This is a genomic window from Nitratidesulfovibrio vulgaris str. Hildenborough (assembly GCF_000195755.1).
Taxonomy (GTDB): Bacteria; Desulfobacterota; Desulfovibrionia; order Desulfovibrionales; family Desulfovibrionaceae; genus Nitratidesulfovibrio; species Nitratidesulfovibrio vulgaris.
The window spans coordinates 96965-120542 of sequence record NC_002937.3 but is presented as its reverse complement, the minus strand read 5'-3'; the positions used below and the strand labels follow the sequence as shown (position 1 = coordinate 120542).

Sequence of the window (23578 nt, the reverse complement as noted above, 5' to 3'; positions counted from 1 at the left end):
TACGGGCCCAAGGCCGGTGCCGCAGTCAGACACGTCGCATTGCGCACTGTGGTGGCCCGTGGTAGCGTGCCCCTGACCACGCATCGTTGTCTGCAAGGGGGAAATGATGGGGGAGACACCGGATGTCTGCGCAGGTCGGTCGGGGGAAAACGGCACGCGCGACAGTATCGGAACATCGCCGCTGGTCATGCCGGAGGGCACGGTCTGCACACCTGACATCGCAGTACCAGACAAGACGACTTCCGCGGCGGGCCTGTCGGCACTCCACGGACATGTCCTGGATGCCGACCCCACACCCCGCTTCGTTCTCGACGACCACCTACGCCTCGTGCTGCTCAACCCTGCACTGGCCGACCTGCTTTGCCACGACGCCATCGGTCGCCACGGCAACGCGGTCGGGCCATCACCGGACACCCTCACGGGACGGCATATCACAGAGGTTTTCACGCCCGACGCCTTCACCCAGATGGCAACGGCACTCGCCGATGTCCAAAGCGGCCTGAGTCCGGCGCACGCGCTGCTCATCAAACCGGCTATGGGAGACAGCTACCTCCGTCTGCGCATATTCCCGGTGCCCCATGGGGACAGGACCTTCATCGCGGGAGACCTCGCCCCCGCCGACACACCCTGCCGCAGCGAGTTGCAGATGTTCGAGCAAGAGGCCACACTACGCGCCATTGGCGACAACCTGCCCGACTGCGCCATCTTCTCGCAACGCGTGCTTCCCGACGGCACCATCATCCCGCGCTACCGCAGCCGCAGCGTATCCTCACTCTTCGGCATCCCCTTCGAGATGGCCATGAACGCGCAAGAACTTCTGCGACTGGTGGTCGTCCCTGAAGACAGTCACATGTTCGACGCCAACGCCATTCAGGCGCAGGGTTCCTTTCACGGGGCCATACGTATCCGCCGTATGAACGACGGGGCCATGCGCTGGATACAGGTGCACGCCGCCGCGCGCCCGCAGCCCGACGGCAGCAGCATCTGGGACGGCAGCGTCAGCGACATCACCCATCTCAAGAAGCAGGAACGTTCACTACGTGAACGTGACCTCACCATCCGTTCCATCGGCGACAACATGCCCGACGGCATGCTCTTCAGCGTGGACGCACCACCTGACGGCCCGCACAGGTACACCTACGTCAGCCGGGGCGTCGAACGCCTCTTCGGCCTTTCCGCCGAAGCGGTCCTCGCAGACCCGCGTGCCCTTGAGGCCCTTGTCGTCCCCGAGGACAGGTCTCGCCATACCGCCCTGCAACAACACGCCATCCGCACCCGCACCCCGTTCGACATGATGCTGCGTATCGCCGTGGCGGATGGCAGCCGCCGCATCTTCCATGTGCGTGCCAAACCCCGCCATGACGACGGAAGCAGCCACGCATGGGACGGGGTCTGCACCGACGTGACAACCGCCGTCGAACAGCAGCACGCCCTGCGTGAACGAGAGAGCATGCTCGCCGCCATCGGCGACAACCTGCCGCACGGCGGCATCTTCCGGGTCTCGCTGGACGCACAGGGACTGCGGTTCATGTACGTGAGTCAGGGAATCGAGAGACAACTCGGCATCAGGCCAGAGTCACTGTACAAAGACAGTTCCGTCCTTCTGGCCAGGTTCGACAGGAGCGACCGCGCCCTTCTCCGCGAAGCCTGCCAGCGCTGTCTGGACGACGGCACCCCCGTCGACATCACCGTGCGCTACACCCACGTCTCCGGGCGCATCCACTGGCTTCACCTGCGCATGGCCCGTCATGCGTCAGACAGGGCGTGCCGGATACTGGACGGCCTCGCCATCGACGAGACCCAACTCGTACTGCAACGCGATGCCCTGCGGGAGCATGAACGCATTCTCACTGCCCTCGGGGACAGCCTGCACGAGGGGGCCATCTACACCTGCGAGGTGTTGCCGGAGGGAACCAGCCGCCTTCTCTATGCCAGCAGCCAGGCTGGCAGGCTGATGGGCGTTCCCATCCAGCGCCTCTACGACGACTTCGACGCGGTCGTCGCCGAACGCATCCACCCGGAAGACCTCGAAGGGCTTGCCAAGGCAGAATGCCACGCCCAGAGGACGCTCGAACCGCTCGACCTGCGCTTGCGCATCCTCGCCGATGAAGGAGAGGTGCGCTGGCTGCATGTGCGCTCCGCCCCTTCCCCAAGGGCGGGAGGCGGCTTCCTGTGGCAGGGCGTGGTACTGGACATCACCGCGCTCAAGCGCACTGAAATCGCGCTGGAGACGACCCGACGCCACCTGCATGACATCATCGAGGCCATGCCCTCGGCCCTGTTCGGCATCGACGCCGATGAGAACGTCACCTGCTGGAACGCCGCGGCCCGACGGCTGCTCGGCTTCGGTGACCCCAGACCGCACGAAAGGGCAACGGCCTCGCCAACTGGCGATGGAGAGCCTCGCGAGCATCCCGTGATGCCGCTCACCAGCCTGCCGCGTCTTGCCCCTTATGCTGCACTGGTGCGCACATCGCTTGCCAGCGGCACGACATTGCGGGCCGAACGCACGGCCCTGCGCCTCGACAGCGGGCAACGCTTCGACGATGTGGTCGTCTACCCGTTGCAGGATGCCCTGAAAACGCACAGGGGCGAAGCCATGCTCCGGCTTGATGACGTCACAGACAGGGTCCGCCTTGAGGAGATGGTCGTACAGAACGAAAAGATGCTTTCCATCGGGGGGCTTGCGGCAGGCATGGCGCATGAGATCAACAACCCCCTCGCGGGGGTGTTGCAGGGTGTGCAGAACGTACGAAGGCGCTTCTCGCCGACGCTTGCTGCCAACGCCGCCGATGCAGAGGCCTGCGGCCTGTCGCTGGAGGCCATGCAGCAATATATGCAGCGACGCGGCATCCTGTTTCTTCTGGACGGCATCCGCGAATCGGGCGAACGCGCGGCGCGCATCGTGCGCAACATGCTGGAGTTCAGCCGTCGCAGTTCGCTCGAAAAGATACCCACCGACCTCAACGCCCTGCTGCACAAGGTCGTGGAGTTCGCCTCTGCCGACTTCGACATCCACGACGACTACGATTTCAAACGGGTGCGCATCCTCTTCGAGACGCAACCCGACCTGCCGCCCATTCTCTGCGCCCCCGGGGAGATGGAACAGGTTCTCGTCAACCTCGTGCGCAATGCACTGCACGCCATGGCGGCAGTCCGTAGTACCACCCCGACCATCACCCTGCGCAGCCGCCGCACGGAGAAGGGCGTACGCATCGAGGTCGAAGACAACGGCCCCGGCATGTCTGAAGACGTCCGTCGCAAGGTGTTCGAACCGTTCTTCACCACGAAGGCTCCCGGCAAGGGGACGGGGCTGGGCCTTTCGGTCTCGTATTTCATCGTCACGCGCTTTCACAAGGGGCTGCTGCGCGTGGAATCGGCCCCCGGCGAAGGCACCCGGTTCATCATCGAACTTCCCGCCTAGCAGGCGGCGCACCGTCACCACACCGCGACGGCTTTACCGCTACCGGCCCTACCGGGCTATTTGCCGTCCTTCAGGCGCAGGAATACGTCGGTGTGCAGTTTATCGGCACTGGGCACCATCCGCGTCTCGAAGATGTCGAGGTTCTTCACCAGCGTACTGAGTTTGGAATAACCGTAGTTCCGCGAGTCGAACGAGGGGCGTATCTTCGAGATATGCGAACCGAGGTTGGACAGCGAGGCCCAGCCGTCCTCTCCCGACACCGCAGCCACGGCCTTGCGCAACAGCTTGAGCAACTCCTTGCTTGCCGCCGACTCGTCCGCCTTGCCCGTTGCGGCAGGCTTCTCCTGCGTTTCGCCCTTGCCCAGTATCTCGGTGAAGATGAAGCGGTCGCAGGCTGCCACGAAGGGTTCGGGTGTCTTCTTCTCACCGAAGCCATAGACTGAAAGCCCGGCTTCGCGAAAGCGGGTCGCAAGGCGTGTGAAGTCGCAATCCGATGAGACGATGCAGAACCCATCGAAATTGCCAGTGTACAGAAGGTCCATGCCGTCGATGATCATGGATGCGTCGGTGGAGTTCTTGCCGCGTGTGTAGCTGAACTGCTGCATGGGCTGTATGGCATACTTGTGCAGCTGCTTCTTCCAGCCTTGCAGGTTGGTGGTGGTCCAGTCGCCGTAGGCGCGCTTGACGGTAGCCACTCCGAACTTCGAGACTTCGGCAAGCAGGTCGGATATGGCGTCGGCCTTGGCGTTGTCGGCATCGATGAGAACGGCGAGTCGCATAAGTCTCCCGGTGTTGCGGGTTCAGGGATACGGCTTCGGCGGTCGATGGGGCCTATGCCCCGCCGTGGACAGTCTGCCCGCCAGCAGAAGCGCGTCCGCCGAGATGCTCAAGATACCACGCATAGGTGGAGGTGATACCTTCTGCAAGCCCGATGTGCGCCCGCCAGCCTGTGGCCGCAAGTCGTGTCACGTCCAGCAGCTTGCGCGGTGTCCCGTCCGGCTTTGAAGCATCATAGACGATGCGTCCGGTGTAGCCCACCACCTGTCCGACAAGGCCCGCCAACTCCGCGATGGTGACATCCTCGCCCACCCCGACGTTGACGATGTTCTCGCCCTCGTACACCTCCATGAGATGGACGCAGGCATCCGCCATGTCGTCGACATGCAGGAATTCGCGACGCGGCGTCCCCGTCCCCCACACCACGACCTCGGGTTCCCCCGCCTGCTTCGCCTCGTGGAACTTCCGCAACAGCGCGGGCAGCACGTGCGAACCGGAAAGGTCGAAATTGTCACCCGGGCCGTACAGGTTGGTCGGCATGACCGCGATGGCGTTGAAGCCATACTGGCGGCGGTATGCCTGACACATCTTGATGCCCGCTATCTTTGCCACGGCATACCACTCGTTGGTCGGCTCAAGTTCGCCCGTGAGCAGGTGTTCCTCTTTCATGGGCTGCGGCGCGAACTTGGGGTAGATGCACGACGACCCCAGGAAACAGAGTTTGCGGACTCCTGCACGATGGGCCGCGTCGATGACGTTCACCTCCATCTGGAGGTTGTCGCGTATGAAGTCAGCCGGATAGGTGTCGTTGGCGAGAATGCCCCCGACCTTGGCGGCGGCGAGGAACACGTAGTCTGGCCTCTCCGCGGCGAAGAAGTCCTCGACAGCCCGCTGACACCGCAAGTCAAGCTCTGCACTACTGCGCATGAGCAGGTTGCCGAAGCCCCGCGAGCGCAAGTTGCGGACGATGGCCCCGCCCACAAGTCCGCGGTGGCCCGCAACGTAAATCTTGTCGTTCTTCTCCATGTTTCGCTTACTCCTTCGTAACCTGCGCCCTGTTCGACCAGGCAACCCGGTAGCCTGCACCGTCACGGCAGGGGCCTCACCCGCCTTGCAGTCATCCCCCAAAGACATACAGGCTTCACCCTGTCGCGCCTGAAGGATGATGGCCTTGCCGCCTGCCAGTATTCCCGGAGAAAGGCTTTCCCGGCATTCATTCGGCATGCGATACCCCATGGGGATATCCTCGTGACCGTGCCACCCAGGACATCTCGCCACAGCCCGGTGCGACCTCTTGGCCCATCACCGTGTACAGCCATCAGAATCAACACATCAAGCCGTACATCGCGACAGGCACAAAGGGAATCCCCTCCGTAGAATCTCGCAATGACGACAGGTCACGTCCGCCTCGGGCGACGGCGAAGCAGCCATGCAGCAGGTGCGGGCCATCAGGAGATGCCCCTTTGCACATGCCCCCACTCCGGACATGAGTCCTGCAACAACGCCGCACGTCTACCTGACGGCAAGGCTGTAATAATGGCTGCCAGCCCATTCGCCATGTACCGTGCATCAGAATGGTGCACCTACCACGGGAGGGAGGACATGATACGACTGTGTTTCGCCATTGTCTGGCTGGCGTCATGCGGTATCGTCTTCCCGACCCATGCGGCACAGCCGGTGGTCATCCTGTGCGACGACAGCTACCCGCCCTACTCGTATGCCGATTCCGGAGAGGTCAAGGGCATCTATGTGGAAATCGTCAGGGAAATCGCCTCGCGCATGCCCGGATACGCCGTCAGCATCCAGCCTGTACCGTGGAAGCGGGGCCTGCTGCAGGTCATGAACGGAGAGGCCTTCGGCATCATCCCCCCCTACTACCGTCCACATGAACGGCCCTACATAAGCTATTCCGACCCCATCCTCAAAGAACGACTCTCTCTGGTCGTCCATGAACGGTCCATGACCCGCCCGCGCGAACATTGGCCCGACGACTATGACGGATTCGCCATCGGGACGAATGCGGGCTTCTCCACCCCACTCTGCAGTAAAGCGACCAAAGCCATCACCGAGGGACGCATCCGCTGGGACAACAGCGGCACGACCGAACAAAACCTTCTGAAGCTCAATCGGGACCGGCTTCAGGGGTACGTCAACGACCCGGCATCCATCTTCGTGGAGTGGGAACGCCTCGCCCGCCGGGGAGACGTGACGGGAAAACTCGTCGAGACCGCTGTCCTATCAGAGGAATACGGGCATCTGGGCATCACCGACAATGACAAGGGGCGCTTTGCCTTCAAGTACGATTTCATCACGCAGTTCAACCGCGTTCTCGCCACCATGCAGCGGGCAGGAACCGTCGAGGCCATCCGCAATGGCGTGATGAAGTCCTACTCCAGACACGAGTAGCCTCGCCCTGCCGCACAGGCCGGTATCGGCGTCATGCCGGAACGCGCACCCGCAATCAGGAACGCTCGCCGCCGAAGAGCGCATCGACCTCCCGACCGGAAGGACGCCCTGCCAGCGACCCCGCCACGAACATGACAAGGGACAACAGCGTGGTGGGCACGATGGCATGTATGCCGCCCATGTCGGGCTTGGCGATGGTCAGCCACACGAAGGCAGTCACGCCCGAAAGAATCGAGGCGATGGCACCGGTGGCATTCCCGCGCCGCCAGTAGAGTCCAAGAACCAGAGGCCACAGGAAGACGGCTTCGAGGCCCCCGAACGCGAAGAGATTGATCCACACCAGCAGGTCTGGCGGTTCCATGGCCGCGACGAAGACCAGCACGCCGATGACCGCCGTACTGGCGACGCTCATGCGCTTCATGGTGACCGGGCGCAGTCTTGAAGTGTCCCCGCCAAGGCGATAGCGGACATAGAGGTCTTTGACGATGGCAGCCGAAGCCAGCAGCAGCATGGAATCCACCGTCGACATGATGGCTGCCAACGGCCCCGCGATGAAGACCCCCGCCCAGAAAGGCGAGAGCAGCTGTACGATGAGACTTGGCATGGCGAGGTCGCCCGCGGGCAGGTCCGGCAGCACGGCCCGTCCCAAGGTTCCCGCAAGGTGGGCGCACAGGATCATGAAACCGATGAGCAGTGTGCCGATGATCATTGCGTCGTGCATGGCCCGCGAATCCCTGTAGCCCATACAGCGCTGCGTCGTCTGGGGCAGGCCAAGCACACCCAGTCCTACAAGAACCCAGAACGAGAGCATGAAGGGCTGAGGGACCGCATCGCCCGGCCCCGTCGGGGTGATGAGCCCGGGGTCGATGGCCTTGAGCGTGGCGATGCACTGCGTCATCCCACCGCCAGCGTCGATGACGGCAAGGAGCACCACGACAACCGCCACGACCATGACGATGCCCTGTACGGCATCGGTCACGACAACGGCCCTGAATCCGCCCACGGCGGTATAGAGGACCACCGTGACGCCAAAGAGGGCCAGCCCCACGACATACGGGTAGCCTGTCACGGTCTGGAACAGGCGTGCACCACCGATGAACTGGGCAAGCATGGCCGCCATGAAGAAGACGAGCAATGCGGCGGAACAGAGAATCACCACGGTATGGCTTCGGTAGCGTGCCAACAGGTAGTCTGTGAGTGTCACGGCACCGGCCCTGCGCGCGACGATGGCGAAACGCTTGCCCAGTACACCAAGCGTCAGGAACGTGGTCGGCACCTGAATCATGGCCAGAAGCACCCAGCTGAGGCCAAGACGGTAGGCCACGCCGGGGCCGCCCACGAAACTACCTGCGCTGGTGTAGCTGGCAATGATGGTCATCGCCAGCACGAAGCCCCCCATGGACCGCCCGCCGATATAGTACTCCTCGATGATGTCCTTGGCGCTACCGCCTTCCGCTGTCCTGCCACGTGCCCACAACGCCACACCGAACGAAAGCGCCAGATACAGCACCACAGGGACCGTCGTCATGAACTGTGCGCTCATGCTCGCCCTCCTTTCGTGCCGTCGCCGGGTTCAACACTGAGAGTCGGACCTTCACCGGCCCCTGCAGAGGCGGAACCACCACAGGCGAACCCGGCAAGGGGTGCAGGCCGACATGTGTCGTGCGAGGCTGCCATGGCATCCGTCACAGACGAGGAAGGACAGACGACCTTCGCGTCCTGCGCCTTCGAAGGGGACGCACCGCCGTGAGGGCTGCCGGGGTCGTCATCGATTTCCCCTAGCGGCATATCCTTGAAGAACAGCCGTACGATGGCCCAGAGAGTGAGCGTGATGAGGGGATAGCCGACGATGCAACTGTAGAAGAACCAAGCCGGCATGCCCAGCACGTAGCTGTAGTCGTCTGGGTTTCCGCTACCCAAGCCATACGCGAAGACATACCACCAGATGAAATAGAGCGCGTAGGCGAACAGGGCGAGCAATGCCTCTCTGTCTGCCTGTCTGAAGCGACGGTCCTTTCGTGTTCCTTGTGCCAAAACCGGGTCTCCGTTGCGTGTGATGTTCGGTCGGTGCAGCGACTTCCTAGTCCGTTTACGACCAATGCGCCAGTGCCTTCCCCTTGGTACATCCTGCCGTGGTCACGGTCTCGGTCATGCACCCCCTGCGATGAAAGGCGAGTGAGTCGAATCAGCCCCGCACACCCCTCTGCAGTCAGCTTCCTGTCCATGGCCGAAATGCCTCTCTCCGAGGCAGCGACAGGAGGTTGCAAACTCATGAGACGTACGCACCGGGTATCAGTCAGGCAGCGTCACATGTGGCATACGGCCTCATGCACACTTTGGGCCTCATTCTGACGTCTCTGGCAAGATAGAAACGGAAGTCAGGCCGTCCATCATGATGATACAGCCGAAAGGAAGTAATGAGCCAGTACCTCACTCTGTGCCTTGTTGGGGCGGCCACGGGGCTACCCCACTGTGGGTGTATCCTGACAGCGGGTTACGTTGAGACGACACCAACGGACAGACAACACCCACACGGCAAGCAGCGCAGGGCAAGGTCAAGATACTGAAGCCCCTATTACGTACGTATCCCTGGACTCTTGGCGGGGAAGGTCACTGCACCCTCATCCTCCAGTCGGAAAGCAGCTCATCAAGCTGAATAGAGACGCCAAAGAGCGAGCCTTTCCAACAAGGCTATGCAAGCTTGGCACAGCAGAAAGAGGGCATCCGAGGGAGAGCCCAGGCAGGGGCCTATCCTGCGGCAAGGAGGGATGCTCCGAGCGGATGTCGGCGAAGGGGTCAGAGGGCTTGATACGCTCCAATGGGGGGCCTCGAGGAGGGACGTCATGCGGCCCAGAGGGGTGGGCTTCGCAAGGCGGCACGGCTGGTGCCAGAACGCACGAAGGCGCGGCGACCGATATGGTCACCGCCCCTTGTGTTCTGAAAAAGAAAAGTCCTGGCGTCGGCCTACTTTCCCACGAGCTACCCCGCAGTATCATCGGCGATGGAGGGCTTAACTTCCGAGTTCGGAATGGGATCGGGTGTACCCCCTCCTCCATGGACGCCAGGACAGATTCTTTGGTCACCGTCCGGGAAGGCTGGCTATGCTTACGCCGCCACTTCGTACGGGACCGAAATAGAATCAAATAGGGTGGAAAGGAGTTTTATGAAGAAAACAAGGCGCTCGGGCTATTAGTACTGGTCAGCTCCATGCGTCGCCGCACTTCCACCTCCAGCCTATCGACCAGGTAGTCTACCTGGGCCCTTCAGCTCTAAAAGAGGGGAGAACTTATCTTGAGGCAGGCTTCCCGCTTAGATGCTTTCAGCGGTTATCCCTTCCACACATAGCTACCCTGCTATGCCGCTGGCGCGACAACAGGACCACCAGAGGTATGTCCATCCCGGTCCTCTCGTACTAGGGACAGGCCCTCTCAATTCTCCTACGCCCACAGAAGATAGGGACCAAACTGTCTCACGACGTTTTAAACCCAGCTCGCGTACCACTTTAAACGGCGAACAGCCGTACCCTTGGGACCTGCTTCAGCCCCAGGATGTGATGAGCCGACATCGAGGTGCCAAACCGCGCCGTCGATATGAACTCTTGGGCGCGATCAGCCTGTTATCCCCGGCGTACCTTTTATCCAATGAGCGATGGCCCTTCCATGCGGAACCACCGGATCACTAACGCCGACTTTCGTCCCTGCTCGACATGTCTGTCTTGCAGTCAAGCTCCCTTATGCGTTTGCACTCGACGCCTGGTTTCCAATCAGGCTGAGGGAACCTTTGCGTGCCTCCGTTACAATTTGGGAGGCGACCGCCCCAGTCAAACTACCCACCAGACACTGTCTCCCTCCCGGATCACGGGTAGGGATTAGAGCCTTAGACTTGCAAGGGTGGTATTTCAAGGATGGCTCCCCCCATACTGGCGTACAGGGTTCACAGCCTCCCACCTATCCTACACATGCAAGCCCAAAACCCAATGTCAAGCTATAGTAAAGGTGCACAGGGTCTTTCCGTCTTTCTGCGGGTACACGGCATTTTCACCGCGACTTCAATTTCACCGAGTCTCTGGCCGAGACAGTGTGGAGATCGTTACGCCATTCGTGCAGGTCGGAACTTACCCGACAAGGAATTTCGCTACCTTAGGACCGTTATAGTTACGGCCGCCGTTTACCGGGGCTTCGATTCGGAGCTTCGCTTGCGCTGACCCCTCCTCTTAACCTTCCGGCACCGGGCAGGCGTCAGTCCCTATACGTCGTCTTGCGACTTCGCAGAGACCTATGTTTTTAGTAAACAGTCGCCACCACCATTTCACTGCGGCTCTCCGAGGCTTTGGATGTATACCCTACACCTTAGAGAGCACCCCTTCTTCCGAAGTTACGGGGTCATTTTGCCGAGTTCCTTGGCCAGAGTTCTCTCGAGCGCCTTGGGTTATTCACCCCACCCACCTGTGTTGGTTTCCGGTACGGTCTGTACGCACTATACTTAGGAGCTTTTCTAGGGAGCATGGACTCGGCGACTTCAGACCTTGCGGTCACGGACTCGTGTCTCGGCCTTAAAGGGGGCGGATTTGCCTCTCCCCCAAGCCTACGCACTTGCACCGGCTAAGCCAACAGCCGGCTCGCTTATCCTTCTCCGTCCCTCCATCGCGCGAACGCACAGGTACGGGAATATTAACCCGTTTCCCATCGACTACGGCTTTCGCCCTCGCCTTAGGGACCGACTAACCCTGGGAAGATTACCTTTACCCAGGAAACCTTGGGTTTACGGCGAACAGGTTTCTCACCTGTTTTATCGTTACTCATGTCAGCATAATCACTTCTCTGCAGTCCAGCGTGCCTTCCGGCAAACCTTCAGCCCACAGAGAACGCTCCCCTACCGATCGTACTAGACGATCCCGAAGCTTCGGCTCCATGCTTAGCCCCGTTACATTTTCGGCGCAGAGTCATTAGACCAGTGAGCTATTACGCTTTCTTTAAACGATGGCTGCTTCTAAGCCAACGTCCTGGCTGTCTGAACAACTCCACCACCTTTCCCACTGAGCATGGAATTGGAGGCCTTAGCTGTCGATCTGGGCTGTTTCCCTTTTGACGACGGACCTTCGCACCCGCCGTCTGACTCCCGGGGTACATCTCTGCGGCATTCGGAGTTTGAAAGGGTTTGGTAATCTGGTGGGACCCCTAGCCCTGTCAGTGCTCTACCTCCGCGAGACAATTTCCCGAGGCTATACCTCAATATATTTCGGGGAGAACCAGCTATCACCGAGTTTGATTGGCCTTTCACCCCTATCCACAAGTCATCCAAAACGTTTTCAGCCGTTACTGGTTCGGTCCTCCACAAGGCTTTACCCTTGCTTCAACCTGCTCATGGATAGATCACCCGGTTTCGGGTCTACTCCGTCGTACTTATCGCCCTTATCAGACTCGCTTTCGCTACGGCTCCACTTTCGCTTAACCTCGCACGACAGAGTAACTCGCTGACTCATTATGCAAAAGGCACGCGGTCACATCTCAAGGATGCTCCCACAGCTTGTAGGCAACAGGTTTCAGATTCTATTTCACTCCCCTGACAGGGGTTCTTTTCACCTTTCCCTCACGGTACTAGTGCACTATCGGTCGCTGGTTAGTACTTAGCCTTGGAAGATGGTCCTCCCAGATTCCCACGAGGTTTCACGTGCCTCGCAGTACTCAGGTGCCTCTAGGGTGACGTTCGGTTTCAGATACGAGGCTATCACTCGCTATGGCGGAGCTTTCCAGCTCACTTCTCCTGCCTAGTAGTCAATCCCACATCGAGGTCCTACAACCCCGGATGGTCGAAACCATCCGGTTTGGGCTAATCCCGGTTCGCTCGCCGCTACTTCGGGAGTCTCGTTTGATTTCCTTTCCTCCGGGTACTGAGATGTTTCACTTCCCCGGGTTGGCTCCCTGCAACCTATTTGTTCAGTTGCGGGTGACAGGACATGACTCCTGCCGGGTTTCCCCATTCAGACATTCCCGGATCAAAGGATGTTTGGCTCCTCCCCGAGACTTATCGCAGCCTACCACGTCTTTCTTCGCCTTCCAGCGCCAAGGCATCCACCTGTTGCCCTTGGTAACTTGTTCTCTTCGAACTTCCTTTCCAACCCTATTCAATTTTCAATGAGCTTCGGCTTACCGCCGAGGCCAGGCGCGAACCTGGATGACATCCACGAATCTTTCGTGACTGCGACCATATTCGCGCATGACAAAGAACCATCCGTCGTCCACCAAATGGTGGAGGCGAACGGGATTGAACCGTTGACCCCCTGCGTGCAAGGCAGGTGCTCTCCCAGCTGAGCTACGCCCCCACTTGGTGCGTGTCGCCTGACGTGGTGGGCCTGGGAAGACTTGAACTTCCGACCTCACGCTTATCAGGCGTGCGCTCTAGCCACCTGAGCTACAGGCCCGTCGGCTCTGCTTTGCAAAGAGCACTTCGGCTCCTTGAAAGTGAGCAGCGAGTCGGGAGTTTCGTATTCGGTAAAGGAGGTGATCCAGCCGCAGGTTCCCCTACGGCTACCTTGTTACGACTTCACCCCAATCATCGGCCCTACCGTAGACGGCTGCCTCCATTGCTGGTTAGCTCACCGGTGTCGGGTAAAACCAACTTTCGTGGTGTGACGGGCGGTGTGTACAAGGCCCGGGAACGCATTCACCCGAGCATGCTGATCTCGAATTACTAGCGATTCCAACTTCATGCAGTCGAGTTGCAGACTGCAATCCGGACTGGGACGCACTTTTTGGGATTGGCTCCACCTCGCGGTATCGCTGCCCTTTGTATGCGCCATTGTAGTACGTGTGTAGCCCTAGGCGTAAGGGCCATGATGACTTGACGTCGTCCCCACCTTCCTCCCCGTTAACCGGGGCAGTCTCACCAGAGTGCCCAGCATTACCTGGTAGCAACTGGCAATAGGGGTTGCGCTCGTTGCGGGACTTAACCCAACACCTCACGGCACGAGCTGACGACAGCCATGCAGCACCTGTCTCGGAATTCCCCGAAGGGCACCCTTCCTTTTCGGGAAGGTCTTCCGGATGTCAAACCTAGGTAAGGTTCTTCGCGTTGCATCGAATTAAACCACATACTCCACCGCTTGTGCGGGCCCCCGTCAATTTCTTTGAGTTTCAGCCTTGCGACCGTACTCCCCAGGCGGGATGCTTAACGCGTTAACTACGGCACCGAAGCTCAAGGCCCCGACACCTAGCATCCATCGTTTACGGCGTGGACTACCAGGGTATCTAATCCTGTTTGCTCCCCACGCTTTCGCACCTCAGCGTCAGTACCGGTCCAGGTAGTCGCCTTCGCCACTGATGTTCCTCCAGATCTCTACGGATTTCACTCCTACACCTGGAATTCCACTACCCTCTCCCGGACTCTAGCTCGGCAGTATCAAAGGCAATTCCGCGGTTGAGCCGCGGGCTTTCACCCCTGACTTACCAAGCAGCCTACGTGCGCTTTACGCCCAGTGATTCCGATTAACGCTCGCACCCTCCGTATTACCGCGGCTGCTGGCACGGAGTTAGCCGGTGCTTCCTTTGGAGGTACCGTCAGACCACGGCTGATTAGCACCGTGGCGGTTCTTCCCTCCTGACAGAGGTTTACGATCCGAGGACCTTCATCCCTCACGCGGCGTCGCTGCGTCAGGCTTTCGCCCATTGCGCAATATTCCCCACTGCTGCCTCCCGTAGGAGTCTGGGCCGTGTTCCAGTCCCAGTGTGGCCGGTCATCCTCTCAGACCGGCTACCCATCGTCGCCTTGGTGGGCCGTTACCCCACCAACTAGCTAATGGGACGCGGACTCATCCATGAGCAGTAGCTTGCAAGCAGAGGCCACCTTTCCCCCGAAGTTGAAATCGGAGCGTATTCGGTATTAGCGACCGTTTCCAGCCGTTATTCCCAACTCATGGGTAGATCATCCACGCGTTACTCACCCGTGCGCCGCTTTACTCGGGCCGAAGCCCTTTCACGCGCGACTTGCATGTGTTAAGCACGCCGCCAGCGTTCAATCTGAGCCAGAATCAAACTCTCCAGTTAGAAAATGGAGAGACCACATCCCTTTCGGGACATGACTCAAATAGGCTGATCTTCTATTCTCCCGACTCGCTATTCACTTTTCAAGGAACCGAAAAACAGGCCGCGCGTTTCCGTCGCGGCGAGGAGGCGTTATGCCCCGCTTCGCCTTCGCTGTCAACCGCCTTTCGAAACTTTTTTTCGATGGCGTCGCGAACCTGTCTCTCAAAGATCGTGCGACTCGTGGGCCATGCAGCCGTCCTCGTCGCGGAGGAGCCTTCTAGGCCTTTTCACGCCCCGCCGTCAACGACTTTTTGCAGCAACTTCGCATTTTCCTGCTTCGCCTTACGGCAAAACGTTGGGGCCCAACGGTTCAGGCTTCTTAAAAAGGGGGGGGGCATGGGAGAGACATGATCAGGACATCGCCCCGCAAGCCCCCGGTGCGACTCTGCCGCCCACCGACTCCACATGACATCGATGGGCGGCAAGACAGGACAGCTATCGACGATTACAGCCCACGCACCATGGCAGGGGGTGTCACAAGCCCGTTCGACACCATCTCCTCTATCTGTGCCACGTCCTTGTCGCCGCGCCCGGAGAGATTCACAACGATGATGGCGTCCTTCGGCATGGCAGGCGCCATCTTCATGGCATGGGCGAGAGCATGGGACGATTCCAGCGCGGGGATGATGCCCTCGGCACGCGACAGGGTGAAGAAGGCATCAACAGCCTCCACGTCCGTCACACTGACGTATTCGGCCCGGTTCATGTCCTTGAGGTGGCTGTGTTCAGGCCCGACACCGGGGTAGTCCAGCCCTGCCGAGATGGAATACACGGCAGCGGCCTCACCCTTGTCGTCCTTGAGCATGTAGGAATAGAACCCGTGCAGGACGCCGGGTTCACCAAGGCACAGGGTTGCGGCATGGTCGCCGTAGGTGAGACCGCGTCCGGCAGGTTCGACCCCGATGAGACGCACCGACGTATCCGGCACGAACTCCGCGAAAAGACCGATGGCGTTGGACCCACCACCCACGCACGCGATGCAGCAATCGGGCAGGCGTCCTTCGGCCTCAAGTATCTGGGCACGCGCCTCACGACCGATGACCGACTGGAAATGACGCACGATGGCGGGGTATGGATGCGGCCCCACCGCCGAACCCAAGAGGTAGAACGTCTCGTTGGCGTCCTGCACCCATGCGGCGAGGGCCTCGTCCACCGCTTCCTTGAGGGTGCGCTGACCGCTCATGGCGGGCACGACCTCCGCCCCCATCATGCGCATCCTGAAGACGTTGAGCTTCTGGCGCTCCATGTCCTCAGCCCCCATGTAGATGGTGCACTGCATCCCCATGAGCGCCGCGGTGGCTGCGGTGGCAACGCCATGCTGCCCGGCCCCGGTCTCGGCGATGACCTTCTTCTTGCCCATGCGTTTGGCAAGCAGAATCTGGCCGATGGTGTTGTTCACCTTGTGGGCCCCGAGGTGGTTGAGGTCTTCGCGCTTGAGATAGATACGCGCCCCCCCAAGCCGTGCGGTCAGATTGGAGCACAGGAAGAGAGGCGTCGCCCGCCCGGAATACCGGGTGAGGTAGTAGGTGAACTCTTCGATGAACGAAGGGTCGTCCTTGCAGGCGTCGAAGGTGGCAGCGAGGTCGTCGAGGATGGGCTTGAGCTGGTCGGGCACGAACTGCCCGCCATACGCGCCGAAGAAGCCGGTGGAGGTGTCGGGACGATGAAGGGTGGTGGCGGTAGCGGTCATGGCTGGTCTCCTTGAAGGTATGCCGGCCCGACCTCTGGCGCATATGAAAACCGCGGTCGGGATTCCCGGCCGCGGTTTCTTGTGCGTCATGCTTGCCTATACGCGCGCGTGACAACCCGGCCCTGCTAGCAGGGCCACCACCAATTGGAGGCGAGGTTGAAGATACGTGCGCTGTTCATGGGCGAACCATGCACCGCCTGCCGTACCTTGTCAAGAGATGGGGATGCGGTCGGCACCATCCGCCTAGAGTGCCACTATCTTTTATACGAACAGGCGACATCCTGTTCCAACGAGTATGCGCGCCTCCCTTGTCCTTCCCCGGGCCCACCGCCACGGATAGCCCACACTCTGGCAGGGGCCGAAGTCAGCCACAGACTCGCGTGACCATCCGGCGCCCCCGGCAAGCTATCGCCCGCGCATCTCACCCTTCTGCGCGGCCTTGCCACGCCTGCGCCATGCGGCTACACCCGTTGAAAGCCCGCGCCACGGCGTCGGCAAACATCCCGGAGGTTCACGATGGAACGCCATATACGCTACGACGCCGCGTCACGGTCGCTCATACTGCTCGACCAGCGCTACCTGCCCACCCGCGAAGAGGATTTCGTCTGCCGCAACACCGACGACATCGTGACCGCCCTGCAAGTCATGGTCGTGCGTGGCGCGCCCGCCATCGGCGTCACCGCCGCGTGGGGTTGCGTACTCGCGGCCTACGAAACGGCCGAAAGCGGCATGGAGACATGGCGCCCCGTGCTGGACGGCCTCATCGAACGCATCGCCAATGCCCGCCCCACCGCCGTGAACCTGCGCTGGGCCGTGGAAAGGATGCGCGCGGCATGGCACTCGCTGGGCAGGGCCGACCTCGCCACGCTCATCACCTACTGGACGAACGAGGCCAAACGCATCCACCGCGACGACATCGCCATCAACCGCCGCATGGGAGAACACGGTGCGGAACTGATCGACGACGGTGACGCGGTGATGACGCACTGCAACGCGGGCGCACTGGCCACGGCAGGCTACGGCACGGCACTGGGCGTCATCCGTGGTGCTGTGGAGGCGGGCAAGAACATCACCGTCATCGCCAACGAGACGCGCCCGTTCCTGCAGGGGGCACGTCTTACGGCCTTCGAACTGCACGAGGATGGCATTCCCGTCACCGTGGCGTGCGACAACGCCTGCGGCCTGCTCATGAAACGTGGCATGGTGCAGAAGGTGGTGGTGGGGGCAGACCGCATCGCCGCCAATGGCGACGCCGCCAACAAGATCGGCACCTATTCCGTGGCCCTGCTGGCGCGTGAGCATGGCATTCCGTTCTATGTCGCAGCGCCTCTCTCGACCATCGACCGCGAGACCCCCGACGGCGACCACATCCCCATCGAGAACCGTACCCCCACCGAAGTGACGCATGTGGGTGCAACGCAGATCACGCCCGATGGCGTGCCCGTGTTCAACTTCGCCTTCGACGTGACCCCGGCGCATCTCATCGCGGGCATCGTCACCGAAATGGGAGTGTTGCGTGCCCCCTACCGCGAGAGCATCGCCGAGGCCTTCCGCAAGGCCGGTCTCTAACGGCTGAAGCCTTCCGCACAAAGCCAGCTTCAGACCCTTCCTTTCCGGCGACACCGGAGGGGAAGGGTCTTCTACTCCTCCGGCCGGGGGGACGTGGCGCGCACCAGACGTGGAGACGGGACATCCGGGGCAGAATCCCCACGCATCGCCGCCTCTTCCCATAGGCGCGAGGCGTGACGCACATCCTCCACGAGCGTTGCAAGGTCGAGACCGAAGGCGGACGGCATGAACGGGACAAGATGCTCCACTCCCCGCACCGCCAGACGAAGGGCCCCGCGCAAGTTGCCGCGTCCGGCATGCCAGTAGGCCACGCCTACCTGCAACACCCCCTTGTAGATGTCCCGCACAGGGCTTCCATCTTCACGCCACAGGTCTTCCAGCACATCATGGCATGCATGGTACTCGCCCCGTGCGAACAACGACACGGCCTCATCAAGGCGTGCCGATGCCTGTGGGGTCAAAACCGCACCCCGTCGAACCTCGTCCGTCATTTTTCCTCCCTGCTTGCACCGGCTCATGCGTATACATCTTTACCTTGGGCCACGCTCTGTTAGAATGAAGCCCCTCCCTTACCGCATGACTGGCGCGGCAGAGGGGGAACGACTTGCGGGAGGCACTCCATGGACAACGACAGTACACCACGCGGCACGGTCTGTGTCACCGGGGCGACAGGCTATGTGGGCGGCAGGCTCGTCCCCCGTCTTCTCGACCACGGCTGGCGCGTTCGCGCCCTCGTCCGAACCCCTGCCAAGCTGCTCTGTCGCCCGTGGGCGCGCCATCCCCGCCTCGACATCATCCGGGGCGACCTTGACGACGCCTGTTCACTGGTGCCCGCACTCGAAGGGTGCGACGCCGTGTTCTACCTCGTCCATTCCATGAACCCGCACGTCACCGGGCGCGACACCTTCGCCAAGGCGGACAGGGCTGCGGCCTCCAACATGGTGCGTGCCTGCGACGAAGCCCGACCGGGACGCATCATCTACCTCAGCGGGCTGGTACCCGAAGGAGAAGAGCTTTCACCGCACCTGCGCTCCCGCGCAGAGGTCGCAGACATCCTCGCCCGCGGAGAGACCCCTCTCACCGTCCTGCGGGCCGCGCAGATACTCGGTTCGGGCAGTGCCTCGTTCGAGATGGTGCGCTACCTCGTCGACCGCCTGCCTGTCATGCTCACCCCGCGCTGGGTGCACTCCCTCTGCCAGCCCATCGCCATATCCAACGTCCTCGGCTACCTCGAAGGCTGTCTCGACCACCCCGAGACCATGGGCCAGACCTACGATATCGGCGGGCCGGACATCCTCTCCTATCGGGAGTTGTTCGACATCTTCGCCGAGGTGGCGCAGCTGCGACGGCGCACCATCATCCCCGTCCCCGTGCTCAGCCCCGAACTTTCGGCCCACTGGATAAATCTGGTCACCCCCATACCCAAGGCCCTGGCAACACCGCTGATACAGGGGCTTCGCAACCGGGTCGTATGCGCCGACGACCGCATCCGCGACATCATCCCCCAGCGGTTGCTGTCATGCCGCGAAGCCATAGGCAAGGCCCTCGACAGGGTTCGCGAGCAATCCGTCCCCACATGCTGGACAGACGCAGGCAGACCCGACATGCCCGAATGGATGACCTGCGGGGACGCCTCCTATGCGGGGGGAGACCTGCTCGAATGCGCCTACGCCATTCAGGTCGAAGCCCCGCCCGAAACGGTATGGAAGCCGGTAAGCGCCATCGGCGGCGAAACCGGATGGTACCATGGCGACCTGTTATGGCGGCTGCGCGGAATGCTCGACAAACTGGTGGGAGGCCCCGGTCTGCGCCGTGGCAGGCGGCATCCCACCGATATCGGCGTCGGCGATGCGCTGGACTTCTGGCGGGTTCTCGACGTGCGCCCCGGCGAACGTCTGCTGCTGCTGGCAGAGATGAAGGTACCGGGCGACGCCCTGCTGGAATTCAGACTCGCCCCCACCGCCACGGGCGGGACCGAACTGTGGATGCTCTCGTGGTTCCTGCCGCGCGGGCTGGCGGGACTGGCCTACTGGTGGGCCCTCTACCCGCTGCACAAGGGCCTCTTCAAGGGGATGCTGTGCGGGCTCGCCGCGGCCACGGGTGCCCCCGTGTCACGCGAACCATGGGCCTTGCCGCCCCGGCGCGAATTCGCATGCGCCCTTCCCCTCACGGATGCGTCCGCACCGGGCAGGCGGGATACGACCGCACAGTGACGCCGGCGGCGCGGACGCGGTCTTTATAACGGCATGACAAAACGGGTGTGGACGAATACCATCGGTTCACGTTGCTCTCACGCCGGAGGCATCATGCTCTCGACAGACCCGGACATGCTCGACTTCATCGACGACCCGCAGGACGATGCCGACTCGCCCCTGCCTGCCTCGCAAGGGCCGTGGGACGTACTGGTGGTGGACGACGACCCGGCCGTACTGACCGTGACCAACCTCGTACTCAAGGACGTGACATTCGACGGGCGGGCCATCGCCCTCACGGGAGCATCCAGCGCCAGCGAGGCCCGCACCCTGCTGGCGGAGAAAGAATACGCCGTGCTGTTGCTGGATGTGGTCATGGAGACGGAACACGCGGGTCTCGACCTCGTCCGTCACATGCGCGACGTGATGCACAACCGGCGGACACGCATCATCGTCCGCACGGGCCAGCCGGGGTCGGCCCCGCAAGAGCGTGTCGTCCATGAGTATGACATCAACGACTACCGCGAAAAGACCTCGCTGACGGCACACAGCCTCGAATCTTCGGTGGTGGCCGCCCTGCGGGAGTACCGGCATATCCGCGAACTGGAGGAGGCCCGCGCCGCCCTTTCCGCCGAACGCGCCGTCAGCCGTGCCGTCCTCGACGCCATGCCTTCAGCCGTGGTGGTCTGTGACACGGAGGGCCGCGTCCAGTACTGGAACAACGAAGCCTCGAAGCTATCCGGGCTGTCGCCGGATGAGGCGCTGGGATTCCCCTTCGAGGATATCGCCCCGGCACTGCAACTGGAAGCCGCCCTGCTTCAGGCAGGGCTGCGCACGACGACCCCGTTGCGGCAGGCACGCCACGCATCGCGCCACGGCAGGCATACCACCTACAGGGATGTGGTCTTCTACCCCGCCGCCACGGCCGAAGGCCGTCAACTCGTCGTACGGATAGACGATGTCACCGACCGCGTCCGCATGGAATCGCTCATGCTCCAGACGGAGAAGATGCTCTCGCTGGGGGGGCTGGCGGCGGGCATGGCTCATGAGATCAACAACCCGCTCGCCGTCATCCTGCAAGGGGCGGACACGGTACAGCGCCGCCTCGCGCCCGGCTTGCCTGCCAACCGCGACATCGCGAGAGAGATAGGGCTCGACCTCGACCTCATGCACACCTACCTCGAACGGCGCAAACTGCCCCGGTTCATAGCAGGCATCGCAGAAGCCGGACGCCGTGCGGCAGACATCGTGGAGAACATGCTCAGCTTCGGCAGGGGCGATGAGGGCAGGCGCTGCGCCATCGACATCAACAAGGTGGTCGAAAGGGCCCTTGAACTCGCCGCCCATCATTACGACCTCAAGAAGAAGTACGATTTCAGGCAGATCCTCATCGTGAAGGACCTTGCGGAGGGCATGCCGTCTATCGTCTGCAACCCCATAGAGATGGAGCAGGTGCTCTTCAACCTGCTTCAGAACGCCGCGCAAGTGCTCTATGAGGCCCCCCCGCAAGACGCACGGCCCACCATCCACCTGCAGACCCGCTGTGTGGGCCGCCTGCTGGAAATCCGCGTCACGGACAACGGGCCCGGAGTCCCCCATGAACTGGCACGGCGCATCTTCGAACCGTTCTTCACCACCAAGCCCCCCGGCATGGGCACAGGTCTCGGGCTTTCGGTCTCATACTTCATCGTATCCGAGCACCACGGCGGCACCCTCCGGCTGGAACGCCTGCGACTGCCGGAACATGGCGCGCGGTTCATCGTGGAACTGCCCCTCGATGCGATGAAAGAACCGGGAGCGGAAGAGGGAGACGACACGCACGACTGCGGCGGCCCCGTGTCCTGAGAGCCCCCCTGCGGTCTCACACCCGGACGCACCCCCTTGCAACGCGGAGGCAGGTGTCAGGCGGCAGGTGCTGTACTTGCGGATTTCAGCGGCGCCACCATGCATGTGGAGACAGGGCGTACGACCCCGCAGGTTGGGAGCGCGCAGGACGTTCAGCCCATGTCGTGCGGGTGCGCCATCCGGACAGGGTCGACGGCCCTGTCGAAGGCTTCGCCGTCCATGAGGCCAAGGCGCAGGCACGCCTCCCGTAGCGTCAGTCCCTCGGCATGGGCAAGATGGGCGACCTCTGCCGCCCGGTCATAGCCCACATGCCGCGACAGGGCCGTGACGAGCATGAGCGACCGGTCGACATGCGAGGCGATGCGTTCGGGCACCGCCCGCAGCCCCCGCACCGCATGCATACGGAATGAACGCATGCTGTCGGCCAGCAGACGCGCCGATTCGAGCACATTTCTCGCGATGAGTGGCTTGAACACGTTGAGTTCGAGATGCCCTTGCGAACCGGCGATGCCCACGGCGTTGTCCAGACCCATGACCTGCACCGCCACCATGGTCAGGGCCTCGCACTGGGTGGGGTTCACCTTGCCGGGCATGATGGAAGAACCGGGTTCGTTGGCAGGCAGTTCCAGTTCACCGATACCGCAGCGCGGGCCGGACGCCAGCAACCGGATGTCGTTGCCCACCTTGAAAAGGGCCACTGCCAGCGTACGCAGGGCACCGCTATAGGCCACAAGGGCCTCGTGCCCCGCAAGAGCGGCGAAAGGATTGTCCACTGGCAGGAACGGCAGGCCGGTGTACCCCGCCAGACGCGCCACGGCACGCCGCGCGAACTCGGGATGGGCATTGAGCCCGGTGCCCACGGCAGTGCCCCCCAGCGCGAGGGCGCACAAGAGGGGCATCATGCCCTCCAGTTGACGGCGGCACAACGCAAGCTGAGCCGCATACCCCGAGAATTCCTGCCCCAGAGTGAGGGGAACCGCGTCCTGCAAGTGGGTTCGGCCCACCTTCACCAGACCCGCGAACTCGTGTGCCCGTGCCTCCAGTTCGGCCTCCAGCGCTTGAAGCGAGGGCAGCAGCATGCTGCGCAGGCCCAGCGCCGCTGCGATGTGCATGGCCGCAGGAAAGACATCGTTGGACGACTGGCAGAGGTTGACGTGGTCGTTGGGGTGCACGAGTTTCCGGTCGCCACGCACACCGCCCAGCAGTTCACATGCACGGTTGGCCACCACCTCGTTGACATTCATGTTGGTCTGGGTGCCGCTACCTGTCTGCCACACACAGAGGGGAAAATGGTTGGGCAGTGCACCGGACGCCACCTCGGTGGCGGCACGCGCCACGGCGTCCGCAGTCTGCCGGGGCAGGAGCTCCAACGCGGCATTGGTCTCGGCCGCCGCCCTCTTGATGAGCCCTAGCGCCTGCACCATCTCCTGCGGCATCCGTTCCGTGCCGATGCGGAAATGCTCCAGTGCGCGCTGCGTCTGGGCCCCCCAGTAGCGGTCGGCGGGAACCTCCACAGCCCCCATGCTGTCATGTTCGATGCGTACGGCCGGTGTCATCATCATGCCCTCCGTACCGGGGATGCACGCCCCGGAAT

Annotated in this window: 12 protein-coding genes, 2 tRNA genes and 3 rRNA genes; 5 read left to right on the top strand and 12 right to left on the bottom strand. The window is 62.0% G+C overall.

What is annotated here, in order from left to right; all coding sequences use genetic code 11:
* Positions 1-106 precede the first annotated feature (106 nt).
* Positions 107-3424, top strand: a complete 3318-nt coding sequence (locus DVU_RS00465; RefSeq protein WP_010937403.1) for a PAS domain-containing protein — start codon at positions 107-109, stop codon at positions 3422-3424.
* Positions 3425-3480: 56 nt separating this feature from the next.
* Here the strand turns inward: DVU_RS00465 and DVU_RS00460 are convergent, their stop codons facing one another.
* Together DVU_RS00460 and fcl are read right to left on the bottom strand one after the other, a co-directional pair.
* Positions 3481-4203, bottom strand: coding sequence for an NYN domain-containing protein (locus DVU_RS00460; protein WP_010937402.1), 723 nt, complete (start codon positions 4201-4203; stop codon positions 3481-3483).
* A gap of 52 nt (positions 4204-4255) precedes the next feature.
* Positions 4256-5227 (bottom strand): GDP-L-fucose synthase, encoded by a 972-nt coding sequence (gene fcl / locus DVU_RS00455; protein ID WP_010937401.1) that lies wholly within the window; start codon positions 5225-5227, stop codon positions 4256-4258.
* A gap of 576 nt (positions 5228-5803) precedes the next feature.
* Here fcl and DVU_RS00450 point away from each other — a divergent pair.
* On the top strand, positions 5804-6607 hold the full coding sequence (locus tag DVU_RS00450; RefSeq protein ID WP_010937400.1) for a substrate-binding periplasmic protein: 804 nt from the start codon (positions 5804-5806) through the stop codon (positions 6605-6607).
* Positions 6608-6662: 55 nt separating this feature from the next.
* Here DVU_RS00450 and panF read toward each other — a convergent pair whose 3' ends face one another.
* From panF to trpB, 8 genes are all read right to left on the bottom strand, one after another.
* Positions 6663-8150: a sodium/pantothenate symporter gene (gene panF, locus DVU_RS00445; RefSeq protein ID WP_010937399.1), complete on the bottom strand. Its 1488-nt coding sequence runs from the start codon at positions 8148-8150 to the stop codon at positions 6663-6665.
* Entirely contained in the window at positions 8147-8641 is a 495-nt protein-coding gene (locus DVU_RS00440; RefSeq protein ID WP_010937398.1) for a YhdT family protein, read from the bottom strand. Before DVU_RS00440 ends, panF begins: the two co-directional genes overlap by 4 nt.
* A 917-nt stretch (positions 8642-9558) precedes the next feature.
* Positions 9559-9673 (bottom strand): 5S ribosomal RNA (gene rrf, locus DVU_RS00435).
* Positions 9674-9775: 102 nt separating this feature from the next.
* Positions 9776-12705, bottom strand: a 23S ribosomal RNA gene (locus DVU_RS00430).
* A gap of 148 nt (positions 12706-12853) precedes the next feature.
* Positions 12854-12929, bottom strand: a tRNA-Ala gene (locus DVU_RS00425).
* A 22-nt stretch (positions 12930-12951) separates the two neighbouring features.
* Positions 12952-13028: transfer RNA gene (locus tag DVU_RS00420), tRNA-Ile, on the bottom strand.
* Positions 13029-13100: 72 nt separating this feature from the next.
* A 16S ribosomal RNA gene (locus DVU_RS00415) occupies positions 13101-14649 on the bottom strand.
* The 16S, 23S and 5S rRNA genes sit together here with 2 tRNA genes alongside, the layout of an rRNA operon.
* Positions 14650-15133: 484 nt before the next feature.
* Complete coding sequence (gene trpB / locus DVU_RS00410) at positions 15134-16378, bottom strand: tryptophan synthase subunit beta (protein ID WP_010937396.1); 1245 nt, start codon at positions 16376-16378, stop codon at positions 15134-15136.
* Positions 16379-16894: 516 nt separating this feature from the next.
* Between trpB and mtnA the strand changes: the two genes are divergently transcribed.
* Positions 16895-17947 carry an S-methyl-5-thioribose-1-phosphate isomerase gene (gene mtnA / locus DVU_RS00405; RefSeq protein ID WP_010937395.1) on the top strand — a complete coding sequence of 351 codons (1053 nt, stop codon included), beginning with the start codon at positions 16895-16897 and terminating at the stop codon, positions 17945-17947.
* A gap of 71 nt (positions 17948-18018) precedes the next feature.
* Here the strand turns inward: mtnA and DVU_RS00400 are convergent, their stop codons facing one another.
* Positions 18019-18438 carry a DUF309 domain-containing protein gene (locus DVU_RS00400; RefSeq protein WP_010937394.1) on the bottom strand — a complete coding sequence of 140 codons (420 nt, stop codon included), beginning with the start codon at positions 18436-18438 and terminating at the stop codon, positions 18019-18021.
* Positions 18439-18567: 129 nt separating this feature from the next.
* Between DVU_RS00400 and DVU_RS00395 the strand changes: the two genes are divergently transcribed.
* Together DVU_RS00395 and DVU_RS00390 are read left to right on the top strand one after the other, a co-directional pair.
* Positions 18568-20160, top strand: coding sequence for an SDR family oxidoreductase (locus DVU_RS00395; protein WP_010937393.1), 1593 nt, complete (start codon positions 18568-18570; stop codon positions 20158-20160).
* A 93-nt stretch (positions 20161-20253) separates the two neighbouring features.
* On the top strand, positions 20254-21984 hold the full coding sequence (locus tag DVU_RS00390; RefSeq protein ID WP_010937392.1) for an ATP-binding response regulator: 1731 nt from the start codon (positions 20254-20256) through the stop codon (positions 21982-21984).
* Between the two features lie 152 nt (positions 21985-22136).
* On the opposite strand, the gene fumC is transcribed toward DVU_RS00390, so the two are convergent.
* Positions 22137-23543, bottom strand: coding sequence for a class II fumarate hydratase (gene fumC, locus DVU_RS00385; RefSeq protein ID WP_010937391.1), 1407 nt, complete (start codon positions 23541-23543; stop codon positions 22137-22139).
* Positions 23544-23578 lie beyond the last annotated feature (35 nt).

What these genes read in the sequence shown, in the direction of transcription:
- DVU_RS00395 (WP_010937393.1), top strand. Translation starts at nt 18,568, where the DNA reads ATGGACAACGACAGTACACCACGCGGCACGGTCTGTGTCACCGGGGCG.
- mtnA (WP_010937395.1), top strand. Translation starts at nt 16,895, where the DNA reads ATGGAACGCCATATACGCTACGACGCCGCGTCACGGTCGCTCATACTG.
- DVU_RS00400 (WP_010937394.1), bottom strand. Translation starts at nt 18,438, where the DNA reads ATGACGGACGAGGTTCGACGGGGTGCGGTTTTGACCCCACAGGCATCG.
- panF (WP_010937399.1), bottom strand. Translation starts at nt 8,150, where the DNA reads ATGAGCGCACAGTTCATGACGACGGTCCCTGTGGTGCTGTATCTGGCG.
- fumC (WP_010937391.1), bottom strand. Translation starts at nt 23,543, where the DNA reads ATGATGACACCGGCCGTACGCATCGAACATGACAGCATGGGGGCTGTG.
- fcl (WP_010937401.1), bottom strand. Translation starts at nt 5,227, where the DNA reads ATGGAGAAGAACGACAAGATTTACGTTGCGGGCCACCGCGGACTTGTG.
- trpB (WP_010937396.1), bottom strand. Translation starts at nt 16,378, where the DNA reads ATGACCGCTACCGCCACCACCCTTCATCGTCCCGACACCTCCACCGGC.
- DVU_RS00465 (WP_010937403.1), top strand. Translation starts at nt 107, where the DNA reads ATGGGGGAGACACCGGATGTCTGCGCAGGTCGGTCGGGGGAAAACGGC.
- DVU_RS00390 (WP_010937392.1), top strand. Translation starts at nt 20,254, where the DNA reads ATGCTCTCGACAGACCCGGACATGCTCGACTTCATCGACGACCCGCAG.
- DVU_RS00460 (WP_010937402.1), bottom strand. Translation starts at nt 4,203, where the DNA reads ATGCGACTCGCCGTTCTCATCGATGCCGACAACGCCAAGGCCGACGCC.
- DVU_RS00450 (WP_010937400.1), top strand. Translation starts at nt 5,804, where the DNA reads ATGATACGACTGTGTTTCGCCATTGTCTGGCTGGCGTCATGCGGTATC.